Genomic DNA, 12,917 nt, shown 5'->3' on the forward strand with positions numbered 1-12,917 from the left:
TATCTCGGTTGATGGTCGCACCGGCGCCCACAGTTGCCCCTTTGGCAATCTTAACCGGCGCAATCAGCTGCGTATCGGAGCCGATAAACACATCATCGGCAATTTCAGTTTTAAACTTGTTGGCGCCGTCGTAGTTACAGGTAATGGTCCCCGCACCGATGTTCACCCGGTCGCCAATCTCGGCATCCCCCAGGTAGGTCAGGTGATTGGCCTTCGAGCCTTTGCCCAGACGCGCTTTCTTCATTTCCACGAAATTGCCGACGTGCGAGTCGCCCACCAGCTCCGCTCCCGGACGCAGGCGGGTAAACGGCCCCACAGTACAGTCTTCGCCAACCGTCGCGCCTTCAATAATGCTGTAAGGGCGCACCACGGTGTTATCATCAATTTCGCAATCTTTCAGCACCGAGCCTGCACCAATGACGACATTGTTGCCGAGCGAGACACTGCCTTCAATGATCACGTTGACGTCAATTTCGACATCGGTGCCACACTGCAGCTCACCGCGCAGGTCAAATCGGGCCGGATCACGCAGCATCACGCCTTGCTCCAGCAGACGCTCCGCCTGCATCGCCTGATAAGCACGCTCCAGTTTGGCCAGCTGCACCCGGTTGTTCACCCCTTCGACTTCAATCGCCTTCACCGGGTGCACGGCTTCCACCGCCCGGCCTTCATCATGGGCAATTTCAATAATGTCGGTCAGGTAATACTCGCCCTGGGCATTGTCATTCTTCAGCGCCGCCAGCCAGCGTTTCAAATCATGGCCATTGGCCACCATCACGCCGGTGTTGATCTCTTTGATCAGCTTCTGCTCTTCGGTCGCATCCTTTTGCTCGACAATCGCCACCACCGGGCCATTGCGGCGCACAATCCGGCCATATCCCGTCGGGTCGTCCAACACCACCGTCAGCAGGGCAATGCCGCCATCCGGCTGGGCATCCAGCAGGTTCTCCAGGGTTTCGCTGCTGATCAGCGGCACATCGCCATAGAGGATCAGCACTTTTTCATCATCAGCCAGATCCGGACACGCCTGGTTCACCGCATGGCCGGTCCCCAGTTGCTCTGCCTGTAGTACCCAGTTCACCGACTCGTCCGCCAGTGCCGCTTTCATCAGATCGCCACCGTGGCCGTAGACCAGGTGAATGTGCTTCGCCCCGACACCGTCGCAGGTATCAATGACATGCTTGACCATGGGTTTGCCGGCCAGCGTATGCAAGACCTTCGGTAAATTTGAGTACATGCGGGTTCCTTTGCCCGCGGCCAGGATCACAGCACTGAAGCTCATGATGATTCTATCCTTCTTGATGCATAATTTAGGGTTCGCTGGAGGCATTGTATCGGCTTCCAGGGGGCGGGTTAAGGAAAAAAGCTTTAATTTGCTACCTGCTCCCAGCGCTTTGATAACTGACAGGTATAAAAAAAGCGACCCGAGGGTCGCTTTTTGTCAGGTATGCACCTGATTAACGCGCTTTTTTCGTCAGCTCGATCACACGCAGCTGAGCAATCGCTTTCGCCAGATCACTGGCCGCTTGAGCAAAGTCGATATCGCCATGCTGATTGTGGATACGCTCCTCAGCTTGACGTTTCGCTTCTTGCGCCTTAGCCGTATCCAAATCTTCACCACGGATCGCGGTGTCAGCCAGAACGGTGACCGTCCCCGGCTGGACTTCCAGCATCCCACCGGAAAGGTAGATCACCTCTTCGTGGCCATGCTGTTTGACGATTCGAACCATGCCAGGCGTAATCGCGGTCAGCAGCGGTGTGTGTCCTGCGTGAATACCCAGTTCACCTTCGCTACCGGTCACCTGGATGTTTTCAGCGCGGCCTGAGAACAGCTTTTTCTCTGCACTTACTACATCCAGATGGAAGGTTATCGCTGCCATGTCGCCTCCTACTTAGCTTAAAGCTTCTTCGCGTTTTCCAATACGTCTTCGATCGCGCCGCAGTACATGAATGCCTGCTCTGGGATGTCATCGTATTCGCCCGCCAGAAGCCCCTTGAAGCTACGCAGCGTATCTTTCAGCGCTACATAGATACCCGGGTCGCCCGTGAAGACTTCAGCAACGTGGTAAGGCTGAGTCAGGAAACGCTCAATCTTACGTGCACGGGATACAACTTGCTTGTCTTCTTCAGACAGCTCATCCATACCCAGAATCGCAATGATGTCTTTCAGCTCTTTATAGCGCTGCAGGGTGCTCTGAACGCCACGCGCAATGTCGTAGTGCTCTTGGCCAACAACCAGCGGGTCCAGCATACGAGATGTTGAATCCAGTGGGTCGATCGCCGGGTACAGACCCAGAGACGCGATTTGACGAGACAGTACAACGGTTGCATCCAAGTGGGCAAACGTGGTCGCCGGAGACGGGTCAGTCAAGTCATCCGCAGGGACGTATACCGCCTGAACAGATGTGATCGAACCGGTCTTGGTTGACGTGATACGCTCCTGCAGCACACCCATCTCTTCAGCCAGTGTTGGCTGGTAACCTACCGCAGATGGCATACGGCCCAGCAGTGCTGATACTTCAGTACCGGCCAGGGTATAACGGTAGATGTTATCGATGAACAGCAGAACGTCACGGCCTTCGTCACGGAATTTCTCAGCCATTGTCAGACCCGTCAGGGCAACACGCAGACGGTTACCTGGTGGCTCGTTCATCTGGCCGTAAACCATGGCTACTTTCGATTCAGCTGGGTTCTCAACGTTAACAACGCCGGCTTCCTGCATCTCGTAGTAGAAGTCGTTACCTTCACGGGTACGCTCACCAACACCGGCAAATACAGACAGACCGGAGTGTTTCAGGGCGATGTTGTTGATAAGCTCCATCATGTTAACGGTCTTACCTACACCCGCACCACCGAACAGGCCGATTTTACCACCCTTGGCGAATGGACAAATCAGGTCGATAACCTTCACACCTGTTTCCAGCAGTTCAGTCACGTTGGACTGCTCTTCGTAGCTTGGCGCTGTACGGTGAATCGCGTAACGCTCTTCTTCACCGATCTCGCCACACTCATCAATTGGTTGACCCAGAACGTTCATGATACGTCCCAGAGTGGCATTACCAACTGGTACTTCAATTGGGCGGCCTGTGTTTGCAACAGACAGACCACGGCGCAGGCCGTCAGAACTACCCATTGCGATACCACGTACTACACCACCACCTAGCTGCTGCTGAACTTCCAGTACCAGCGTACCGTTTTCTTTTGCATCAACGTGCAGGGCGTCGTATACCTGCGGTACAGAGTCCTGTGGGAACTCTACGTCGACTACCGCACCGATGATCTGTACGATCTTACCTGTAGCCATCGTTAATCCTCTAAACTTAAAAATTCTTTGCCTTAAACAGCGGAGGCACCAGATACGATTTCCGACAGCTCTTGTGTAATCGCCGCCTGACGGGCTTTGTTATACACAAGTTGCAGTTCGTCAATCAGGTTACCTGCATTATCTGTTGCTGCTTTCATCGCAACCATTCGAGCGGCCTGTTCACAGGCCAGGTTCTCGACCACACCCTGATAGACCTGAGATTCGGCATAGCGAACCAGCAGGGTATCCAGCAGGGCTTTCGGCTCAGGCTCATAGATATAGTCCCAAGCATGGCTGCGCTGCATTTCTTCGTCTTCCGACTTAGGCAAAGGCAGCAATTGATCAATCACTGGTTGCTGCACCATGGTATTTACAAACTTGTTGTAAACCAGGTACAAGCGATCCAATTGGCCTTCATCATATTTCTTCAGCATCACGCCGACGGTACCAATCAGCTCATCCACTGATGGTTTGTCACCCAGGCCAGAGACCTGCGCTTGGACATTACCGCCATAGCTGTTAAAGAATGCTGTGGCTTTTGCCCCAACCAGGGCCAGATCCACCTCAACACCTTTGTCTGACCAGCCTTTGATGTCTGTCAGGGCTTGCTTGAACAAGTTAATGTTCAGGCCGCCACACAGACCGCGGTCAGTTGAAACAATGATGTAACCAACGCGCTTGGCTTCACGCTCCTCAAGATAAGGGTGCTTATACTCGAGGCTACCAAGGGCGATATGACCGATCACTTTGCGCATAGTTTGTGCGTATGGACGTGATGATTCCATGGCATCCTGCGTTTTACGCATTTTAGATGCAGCAACCATCTCCATCGCTTTGGTGATCTTCTGAGTGTTTTTCACACTACCGATCTTGTTACGAATCTCTTTTGCGCCGGCCATCGTTACTCTCCGTTAGTAGGTGATCGCAAGCGATCACCAACCAATTACCAAGTCTGGGTCGCTTTGAAATCTTCAACCAGTTTTACAAACTGAGCTTCGATTTCGTCGTTCCACGCACCCGTTTCATCAACCTGAGATACCAACTCAGCGTATTGAGCTTTGGCATAAGAAAGCAACGCGGCTTCGAAGTCTGCCAGCTTGTCCAGCTCAACATCGTTCAGGTAGCCTTTTTCCGCAGCAAAGATCACCACCGCCTGCTCAAACACAGACATTGGCGCGTACTGCTTCTGCTTCATCAGCTCGGTCACTTTCTGACCGTGGTTCAGCTGCTTCTTCGTTGCGTCATCAAGATCAGACGAGAACTGAGCAAATGCTGCCAGCTCACGGTACTGTGCCAGGGCAGTACGGATACCACCAGACAGTTTCTTGATAACCTTGGTCTGGGCAGCACCACCGACACGCGATACAGAGATACCTGGGTCAACCGCTGGACGGATACCGGCGTTGAACAGTTCTGTTTGCAGGAAGATCTGACCATCAGTGATCGAGATAACGTTGGTCGGTACGAATGCCGACACGTCACCCGCTTGCGTTTCGATGATTGGCAGAGCCGTCAAAGAACCGGTGCGGCCTTTCACTTCACCATTGGTGAATTTTTCTACGTAGTGTTCGTTAACACGCGCAGCACGCTCTAGCAGACGAGAGTGGAGGTAGAAAACGTCACCTGGGAAGGCTTCACGGCCTGGTGGACGGCGTAGCAGCAGAGAGATCTGACGGTAAGCAACAGCCTGCTTAGACAGGTCATCGTAAACGATCAGGGCATCTTCGCCGCGGTCACGGAAGTATTCACCCATGGCACAGCCAGAGTATGGCGCCAGGTATTGCAGCGCAGCCGCTTCAGAAGCAGATGCAACAACAACGATGGTGTTTTCCAGTGCACCGTGCTCTTCCAGCTTGCGCACAACGTTGGCAATCGTCGACGCTTTCTGGCCGATAGCCACGTATACAGAGTAGATACCAGAGTTCTTCTGGTTGATGATCGCATCGATTGCCAGTGCCGTTTTACCGATCTGACGGTCACCGATGATCAGCTCACGCTGGCCACGGCCGATTGGGATCATTGAGTCAACCGCTTTGTAGCCGGTCTGGACTGGCTGATCAACCGATTTACGGTCGATTACGCCTGGTGCAATCACTTCAACTGGAGAGAATGTCTCAGTTTCAATTGGACCTTTACCGTCAATTGGCTCACCCAGCGTGTTGACGACACGGCCAAGCAGTGCAGGACCAACTGGTACCTCAAGGATACGACCAGTCCCTGTAACTTTCATGCCTTCCTGAAGGTCAGCATATGGGCCCATGACAACCGCACCAACCGAGTCACGCTCAAGGTTCAGTGCCAGTGCAAAACGGCCACCTGGTAATTCAATCATTTCACCTTGCATTACGTCTGCAAGGCCATGGATACGAACGATACCGTCGCTTACCGAGACGATGGTACCTTCGTTACGCGCTTCACTGGCAACGTTGAATTTTTCAATACGCTGCTTGATCAGTGCGCTAATTTCCGTGGAATTAAGTTGCATGCTCCAATTCCCCAAATCAAGACTGCAAAGCATCGCTCAGGCGGGCTAGTTTGCCGCGCACAGAGTTATCGATGACCAAGTCTCCAGCTCTAATAACAACCCCGGCAATCAGGGCCTCGTCTACACTGCAATTCAGCTTAACCTTACGCTCCAGACGCGCTTCTAATTTCTCTCTGATCGCGGCAAGTTGACTCTCGTCCAGAGTAACTGCAGAAGTTACTTCGGCATCGATCGTCTTTTCGTGTTCGTTTTTCAGGAACAGGAACTCGTCGCAGACATCAGGGAGCGCTTTCAGGCGTCCGTTTTCAGCCATCACCTTGATCAGGTTCTGACCGAACTCGTTGAGTTGCTCGCCGCAGACTGAAATGAAGATCTCAGTCAGCTTGTCAGCCGCATAGCCACTATCCAAAATATCGCGGATGGTGTCATTGTGGGCGACTTCGGCAGCAAAGGTGAGCATCTCAGCCCATTGGGCCAGCTCACCTTTCTCAACCGCAAAATCAAAGGCTGCTTTAGCGTAGGGGCGTGCGATAGTAGTCAAATCAGACATGTGCTTGCCCCTTTAATTACAGTTGTGCAGTGACTTTGTTAAGAAGATCAGCGTGCGCATCTTTGTCGATGGAACGCTCGATGATTTTCTCAGCACCAATCACAGCCAGAGTCGCAACTTGCTTGCGTAGATCATCACGAGCGCGGTTACGTTCGGCTTCGATCTCAGCAAGACCTTGTGCCAGAATTTTTTCACGCTCGGCTTGGGCTTCCGCCTTGGCCTCTTCGATGATTTGAGCTTTGCGTTTGTTCGCTTGCTCAACAATGTTAGTTGCAGTTTGTTTTGCTTCTTTTAGTTGTTCAGAAGCATTCGCTTGCGCCAGGTTCAGATCTTTGGCAGCCCTGTCAGCGGCTGCCAAACCGTCAGCAATTTTTTTCTGACGCTCTTCAATCGCTTCCATGATCGGTGGCCATACATATTTCATGCAGAACACGACGAACAGGAAGAACGCGATAGCCTGACCCAGCAAAGTTGCATTCATATTCACAACGGCATCTCCTTAAAAAGGGTTGCTATGGGTCCGTTCGTTATTAATTAGCCAGCTAGTTGGCCAACGAATGGGTTCGCGAATGTGAATAGTAGAGCAATAACGATACCGATCATTGGAACCGCATCAAGCAGACCTGCAATGATGAACATCTTAACTTGCAGCATTGGAGCCATTTCAGGTTGACGCGCTGCGCCTTCAAGGAATTTACCGCCCAGCAGTGCGAAGCCAATCGCAGTACCCAGTGCAGCAAGACCTACAATGATGCCCACGGCAATTGCAGAAAAGCTTAGTAAAGTTTCCATCACTATCTCCAGTTTATAGTTGTCGGCTAAAGTGCCAGTAAAAAATTGAATAATTTACAAAAAATCGTTAATGATTGTCTTCATGCGCCTGAGACAGGTACACAATAGTCAACATCATAAACACGAATGATTGAATTGTAATGACCAGGATGTGGAAAATAGCCCACGGGAGCGAGCCCAGCCATTGTGCCCACCACGGCATCAGTGCCGCGATAAGGATAAACACCACCTCACCGGCAAACATGTTACCGAACAGACGCATACCCAGTGAAATCGGCTTCGCTAGCAGCGATACAACTTCAAGAAGCAGGTTGAACGGGATCATGACCGGATGATTGAACGGGTGAAGTGCCAGTTCTTTGACAAAGCCACCCAGGCCTTTCACTTTGATGCTGTAGTAGATCATCAATGCGAACACACCCAGTGCCATTGCCATGGTGATGTTGACATCAGCAGTTGGTACAACCTTAAGATAAGGAATACCTAACCAATGCTCTGCCGGATACGGGAGGAAATCGATAGGCACAAGGTCCATCGTATTCATCAGGAATATCCAACAGAAGATGGTCAGAGCCAGCGGAGCAATCAGCGGGTTGCGGCCATGGAAAGTATCTTTGACGTTGGTGTCAACGAACTCTACCAAGATTTCCACAAGACACTGTAGCTTGCCTGGAACTCCCGACGTTGCCTTCTTCGCTACTGAACGAAACAGCCATAAAAAGGCCACCCCGGTCAGGACAGAGAATACAAGGCTATCTATGTGAACCGTCCAGAAACTGCCATCACCCACTGCCAGATTGGTCAGGTGGTGGGTAATGTAGCCCGACGGCGTAAGCGCTTCACCTGGCGCAGCCATAACTCATCCTATTTGTTGTTGTTAATGAATAAAACCGGCCCAAAGATATTAATACCGAGAGCCAGCAAATAGGTTAGTTTGAGGGGAACAAGTTCCACCTCGACATACAGGTAAACAACCGCAAACAAGATAACTGTGATGAGAATTTTGAGCACTTCGCCACCGTAAATGGACGCCATGATCAGCCGTGCCTTGCGGGCACCGCTAAACAAAAACGCACAGGTCGCAAAGACGGCATTGGCAATCACAAAGATGCCACCACCGATTAGTGCGGAGATTCCCCAGTCAACGCTGACAGCAAACACTGCCATAATTGCCGTTGTCAATACGACGCCAGATTGTAACAACAACAACCGTTTCGCCAGTTGGCGTCCCGGTCTCACCAGCGCCGATACCATGTATTCATTCCTCGAGTCCGTTCCACTGCACATACGTCGTGCCGGGAAAACTGCGAAAATTATACGGCTCATCAAGCTGAATGCAATCTAATCACAGCAAAAAAAAGTGTTAGATTTTACAACACAATAACCTGATCACGCCGTGGTAATTTTTGCAACATTATCACTACGTTTTACGTCACATTTCGTGACCAAACATTGCAATAAATTGCTCTAATTTGTGGGATTCATCAAAACTGAAAGTGATTTTTCCTTTCCCGTTTTTCTGCCTGTTAATGGCGACCTGGGTGCCGAAGTGTTCACTCAGGTGATTTTCTGCCGCCTGCAGTTTGGGATCCGCAGGTGGCGTTGCCGGAGTTGCTGCCGGCTGCTGCAACCGTTTGACCAATTTTTCCGTTTCACGCACGGTTAACATCTTAGCTACAACCAGTTGCGCCGCTTCCAGCTGCTGCTCCGGTGCCAGCGCCAGCAGGGCGCGGCCATGGCCCATTTCCAGCTGATGCTGCTCGACCATACGCTTCACCGGCTCAGCCAGTTGATTCAACCGCAGCAGATTGGACACCGTGGTCCGGGATTTACCCACCGCTTCGGCCACCTGCTGGTGCGTCAGGGAAAACTCATCCAGTAACCGCGCCAGCGCCTGGGCTTCTTCAATGGCATTGAGATCTTCACGCTGGATATTCTCAATCAGTGCCACCGCCACGGTTGCCCGGTCATCAATGACCTTAACAATACAAGGGACTTTCTGAAGCCCGGCTTGACGGGCAGCCCGCCAACGTCGTTCGCCGGCCACGATTTCAAATTGCTGCGGCGCAATTTCCCGTACCACAATCGGCTGGATCACCCCTTGTGCACGAATGGAATCCGCCAGCTCGGCCAGCGCCTCTTCCGCCATCTCTTTTCGCGGCTGGAACTGTCCCGGCTGCAACTGGCTAACGGCCAGCTCCAGTAACCGACCATCGGCCGCGAGGGTCTGCGCCTGCTCGGCTCGCTGCTGCTTGGCCTGGGCGACTGAGCTGGTTGCCAGCAACGCGTCCAGACCTTTTCCCAGGCCCCGTCTACTCATGTTCATGTCTTAACCCTTTATGCATCCACCGCACCGGCCCGGCGCTCGGTTTCATCGCGGCGAATCATTTCGCCGGCCAGGGCCAGATAGGCCTTGGCACCGCTGGAATACTTGTCATAGTACATGGCCGGTCGGCCATGGCTCGGCGCTTCGGCCAGCCGGACATTACGCGGGATCACGGTGCGGTAGACTTTCTCACCAAAGTGTTTCTTGATCTGCTCGGAGACTTCAGTGGCCAGACGGTTGCGCGGATCATACATGGTCCGCAGCAAACCTTCGATTTTCAGATCACTGTTGACCACCGCAGTCAGCTTGCTGATGGTATCCATCAGGGCGGTCAGCCCTTCCAGCGCGAAATACTCACACTGCATCGGGACCAGCACGGAATCGGCAGCTGCCATCGCATTGATTGTAAGAAGGTTCAAAGCGGGGGGACAATCGATAAAGATGAAATCATAGTTACCACGAACTCCCTCTAAAGCATTACGCAGGCGTACTTCGCGGGCAAACACTTCCATCAGTTTGATTTCAGCGGCCGTCACATCACCATTGGCGGCTATCAGATGATAACCGCCGGTGGTGTCCGTACAGACGACCTGTTCAAATGGGGTTTCTTCGACCAGAAGGTCATAGGCTGTTGCATCGACCTGATACTTATCGACACCGCTGGCCATGGTGGCATTTCCCTGCGGATCGAGATCGATGACCAGTACTTTACGTTGCGTCGCCGCCAGTGATGCCGCAATATTAACGCAAGTGGTGGTTTTACCCACACCTCCCTTCTGATTGGCTACAGCTATGACTCTTCCCACGAAAAATCCTCATCCTTAGTCCTTTGCTGTCAAGATTACTAGATGGCGTTCGCCTTCCAGCTCCGGAACTTGCAAAGATTTGACTTCAGTCACAGAACACCACTCAGGTAGGTCTGTCACCTCTTGTTGATTAAACTGCCCCTTGAGGGCTATAAAACAGCCGTGCGCGGCCGGCAAGTGGTGACACCAGGACACCATATCGCTCATGGACGCAAATGCCCGGCTCAATACTGCATCAAAGCCTTGCTCAGGCTGGAATTCTTCGACCCGGCTTTGGACCGGCGTCACATTGGCGATCTCCAATTCATGGAGCACCTGACGGATAAACCGGATCCGCTTGCCCAGGCTGTCGAGCAGGGTAAAGTCTTTGTCCGGGTTCATGATGGCCAGCGGGATCCCGGGCAGCCCCGGGCCGGTACCGACATCAATAAAGCGCTCGCCGACCAGGTGCGGGCTGACCACAATACTATCCATGATATGTTTCACTAACATCTCATGAGGATCGCGGACCGAGGTCAGATTATACGCTTTATTCCATTTATGCAGCAGGGCTACATACCCCACCAGTTGGTCCAGTTGTCGATCTGTGACCTGGAGATCAGTCTGGGCAATCAGTTGTGCCAAACGCTGTTTCACTACGGACTCCTATTCGCCTTTTTTCAGCATGCCTTGTTTTTTCAGATACACCAGCAGCAGTGAAATCGCCGCCGGGGTAATACCGGAGATCCGCGAGGCCATGCCGATGGTTTCCGGCTTGGCATCATTGAGTTTGCTGATCACCTCATTGGAGAGTCCTTTCACCAGGCTGTAGTCCAGATCCAGCGGCAGCTTGGTTTTCTCATGGCGCAGAGATTTTTCCACTTCCTCTTTCTGGCGGTCGATATAGCCCTGGTATTTGACCTGGATTTCCACCTGCTCTGCAGCCTGTGCGTCTTCATGTGCCGGACCGAACATCTCGATATCCGTCAACTGCTTGTAGTCCACTTCCGGACGACGCAGCAGATCTTCACCGCTGGCTTCGCGGGCGATCGGCGTTTTGAGGATCACATTGACTTGATCCACCCGATCCGAGTTCGGCGTGATCCAGATCCCTTTCAGGCGCTGGCGCTCCTGCGCGATGTTTTCCATTTTCTGGTTAAAGCGCGCCCAACGCTCATCATCGACCAGACCGAACTCGCGGCCGATTTCGGTCAGACGCAGATCGGCATTGTCTTCGCGCAGCAACAGGCGGTATTCGGCACGGGAGGTGAACATCCGGTACGGCTCTTTGGTGCCCATGGTGGACAGGTCGTCAATCAACACCCCCATGTAGGCCTGGTCGCGACGCGGGCTCCAGCCTTCGCGGTCCTGGGCTTGCAATGCAGCGTTCATCCCGGCCAGCAGGCCCTGGGCCGCGGCTTCTTCGTAACCTGTGGTGCCGTTAATCTGACCGGCAAAGAACAGGCCAGCAATAAATTTGGTTTCAAACGTCTGCTTGAGATCGCGAGGGTCGAAGAAATCGTATTCGATGGCATAGCCCGGACGCATGATGGCGGCATTTTCAAAGCCTTTCATCGAGCGAACAATCTGCATTTGCACATCAAACGGCAGGCTGGTGGAGATCCCGTTCGGGTACAGCTCGTGTGTGGTCAGGCCTTCCGGCTCAATAAAGATCTGGTGGCTGTTTTTATCGGCAAAACGCATCACCTTGTCTTCGATCGACGGGCAGTAACGCGGACCGATCCCCTCGATCACCCCGGAATACATCGGGCTGCGATCCAAATTGTTGCGGATCACCTCATGGGTCTGCTCATTGGTATGGGTGATAAAACACGGGATCTGACGCGGATGATCCGAAGCTTTGCCGATAAAAGAGAACACCGGCGTCGGATTATCCCCGTGCTGGGCTTCAAGTTGGCTGAAATCAACGGTGCGTGCGTCAATACGCGGTGGTGTCCCGGTTTTCAGGCGATCCACGCGAAACGGCAGTTCACGCAGACGACGGGCCAGGGCGATCGACGGCGGATCCCCGGCGCGACCGCCGCTGTAGTTATCCAGACCAATATGGATCTTCCCGCCCAAAAAGGTCCCGACGGTCAACACCACGGTCTTGCCGCGAAATTTCAGCCCCATTTCCGTGACAACGCCAACGGCGCGATCATTTTCGACGATCAGATCATCCACGGCCTGCTGGAACAGCATCAGGTTCGGCTGATTTTCCAGTTTTTCACGGACGGCAGCCTTGTACAGGGCACGATCCGCCTGAGCGCGGGTGGCACGAACAGCCGGGCCTTTCGATGAGTTGAGGGTCCGAAACTGGATCCCGCCCTTATCGATTGCCTGGGCCATCAGGCCTCCCAGGGCGTCCACTTCTTTAACCAGGTGTCCTTTCCCGATCCCGCCAATGGCTGGGTTGCATGACATTTGCCCCAGCGTATCGATGTTATGCGTTAAAAGTAAGGTTTTTTGTCCCATTCGGGCAGCTGCCAAAGCGGCTTCGGTACCGGCATGGCCGCCACCAACGACGATGACATCAAAGTTATCCTGGTAAAACATGAAACTACCTCAGGTATTCAAAATCGCCAACGCGTATCTGCGAGCAAAGGTGGATCATTCTATCCTTTTTCTGAGGCTGAGAGAATCTTTCGTGATGATCATTTGATCCTGGGAAAAGC

14 protein-coding genes are annotated in these 12,917 nt (G+C 52.9%); all 14 read right to left on the reverse strand.

Annotated elements, in window-relative coordinates; all coding sequences use genetic code 11:
- On the reverse strand, positions 1-1,282 hold a 1,282-nt coding region (gene glmU / locus VV869_RS22795; protein WP_337737237.1), incomplete at its 3' end, for a bifunctional UDP-N-acetylglucosamine diphosphorylase/glucosamine-1-phosphate N-acetyltransferase GlmU.
- A gap of 175 nt (positions 1,283-1,457) precedes the next feature.
- A complete protein-coding gene (locus VV869_RS22800) occupies positions 1,458-1,880 on the reverse strand; it encodes a F0F1 ATP synthase subunit epsilon (RefSeq protein WP_337737238.1) in 423 nt (140 codons plus the stop codon).
- Positions 1,881-1,897: 17 nt separating this feature from the next.
- The gene (atpD, locus tag VV869_RS22805) at positions 1,898-3,304 is read right to left on the reverse strand and encodes a F0F1 ATP synthase subunit beta (protein WP_337737239.1); all 1,407 of its coding nucleotides are present in this window, start codon (positions 3,302-3,304) and stop codon (positions 1,898-1,900) included.
- Between the two features lie 32 nt (positions 3,305-3,336).
- Positions 3,337-4,203 carry a F0F1 ATP synthase subunit gamma gene (atpG, locus tag VV869_RS22810; protein ID WP_337737240.1) on the reverse strand — a complete coding sequence of 289 codons (867 nt, stop codon included), beginning with the start codon at positions 4,201-4,203 and terminating at the stop codon, positions 3,337-3,339.
- A 44-nt stretch (positions 4,204-4,247) separates the two neighbouring features.
- Entirely contained in the window at positions 4,248-5,789 is a 1,542-nt protein-coding gene (gene atpA, locus VV869_RS22815; RefSeq protein ID WP_337737241.1) for a F0F1 ATP synthase subunit alpha, read from the reverse strand.
- Between the two features lie 16 nt (positions 5,790-5,805).
- On the reverse strand, positions 5,806-6,339 hold the full coding sequence (gene atpH, locus VV869_RS22820) for a F0F1 ATP synthase subunit delta (RefSeq protein ID WP_337737242.1): 534 nt from the start codon (positions 6,337-6,339) through the stop codon (positions 5,806-5,808).
- Positions 6,340-6,355: 16 nt separating this feature from the next.
- Positions 6,356-6,826 carry a F0F1 ATP synthase subunit B gene (gene atpF / locus VV869_RS22825; protein WP_337737243.1) on the reverse strand — a complete coding sequence of 157 codons (471 nt, stop codon included), beginning with the start codon at positions 6,824-6,826 and terminating at the stop codon, positions 6,356-6,358.
- A gap of 47 nt (positions 6,827-6,873) precedes the next feature.
- Positions 6,874-7,131, reverse strand: a complete 258-nt coding sequence (gene atpE / locus VV869_RS22830; RefSeq protein WP_005302247.1) for a F0F1 ATP synthase subunit C — start codon at positions 7,129-7,131, stop codon at positions 6,874-6,876.
- A 67-nt stretch (positions 7,132-7,198) separates the two neighbouring features.
- On the reverse strand, positions 7,199-7,987 hold the full coding sequence (gene atpB / locus VV869_RS22835) for a F0F1 ATP synthase subunit A (RefSeq protein WP_337737248.1): 789 nt from the start codon (positions 7,985-7,987) through the stop codon (positions 7,199-7,201).
- Between the two features lie 8 nt (positions 7,988-7,995).
- Entirely contained in the window at positions 7,996-8,385 is a 390-nt protein-coding gene (locus VV869_RS22840) for a F0F1 ATP synthase subunit I (RefSeq protein WP_337737249.1), read from the reverse strand.
- Between the two features lie 178 nt (positions 8,386-8,563).
- Entirely contained in the window at positions 8,564-9,451 is an 888-nt protein-coding gene (locus VV869_RS22845; RefSeq protein ID WP_337737276.1) for a ParB/RepB/Spo0J family partition protein, read from the reverse strand.
- A gap of 17 nt (positions 9,452-9,468) precedes the next feature.
- Positions 9,469-10,263: a ParA family protein gene (locus tag VV869_RS22850; RefSeq protein WP_337737250.1), complete on the reverse strand. Its 795-nt coding sequence runs from the start codon at positions 10,261-10,263 to the stop codon at positions 9,469-9,471.
- A gap of 15 nt (positions 10,264-10,278) precedes the next feature.
- Positions 10,279-10,899, reverse strand: coding sequence for a 16S rRNA (guanine(527)-N(7))-methyltransferase RsmG (rsmG, locus tag VV869_RS22855; RefSeq protein ID WP_337737251.1), 621 nt, complete (start codon positions 10,897-10,899; stop codon positions 10,279-10,281).
- A 9-nt stretch (positions 10,900-10,908) separates the two neighbouring features.
- A complete protein-coding gene (mnmG, locus tag VV869_RS22860) occupies positions 10,909-12,798 on the reverse strand; it encodes a tRNA uridine-5-carboxymethylaminomethyl(34) synthesis enzyme MnmG (protein WP_337737252.1) in 1,890 nt (629 codons plus the stop codon).
- Positions 12,799-12,917: the final 119 nt, after the last annotated feature.

This window comes from Photobacterium sp. MCCC 1A19761, assembly GCF_037389125.1.
Lineage (GTDB): Bacteria > Pseudomonadota > Gammaproteobacteria > Enterobacterales > Vibrionaceae > Photobacterium.

Bases quoted from the DNA above. Each gene is read 5' to 3' on its own strand.
- atpB (WP_337737248.1), bottom strand. From the start codon at position 7,987: ATGGCTGCGCCAGGTGAAGCGCTTACGCCGTCGGGCTACATTACCCAC.
- VV869_RS22845 (WP_337737276.1), bottom strand. From the start codon at position 9,451: ATGAGTAGACGGGGCCTGGGAAAAGGTCTGGACGCGTTGCTGGCAACC.
- VV869_RS22840 (WP_337737249.1), bottom strand. From the start codon at position 8,385: ATGGTATCGGCGCTGGTGAGACCGGGACGCCAACTGGCGAAACGGTTG.
- atpD (WP_337737239.1), bottom strand. From the start codon at position 3,304: ATGGCTACAGGTAAGATCGTACAGATCATCGGTGCGGTAGTCGACGTA.
- atpG (WP_337737240.1), bottom strand. From the start codon at position 4,203: ATGGCCGGCGCAAAAGAGATTCGTAACAAGATCGGTAGTGTGAAAAAC.
- atpH (WP_337737242.1), bottom strand. From the start codon at position 6,339: ATGTCTGATTTGACTACTATCGCACGCCCCTACGCTAAAGCAGCCTTT.
- mnmG (WP_337737252.1), bottom strand. From the start codon at position 12,798: ATGTTTTACCAGGATAACTTTGATGTCATCGTCGTTGGTGGCGGCCAT.
- VV869_RS22800 (WP_337737238.1), bottom strand. From the start codon at position 1,880: ATGGCAGCGATAACCTTCCATCTGGATGTAGTAAGTGCAGAGAAAAAG.
- atpA (WP_337737241.1), bottom strand. From the start codon at position 5,789: ATGCAACTTAATTCCACGGAAATTAGCGCACTGATCAAGCAGCGTATT.
- atpE (WP_005302247.1), bottom strand. From the start codon at position 7,131: ATGGAAACTTTACTAAGCTTTTCTGCAATTGCCGTGGGCATCATTGTA.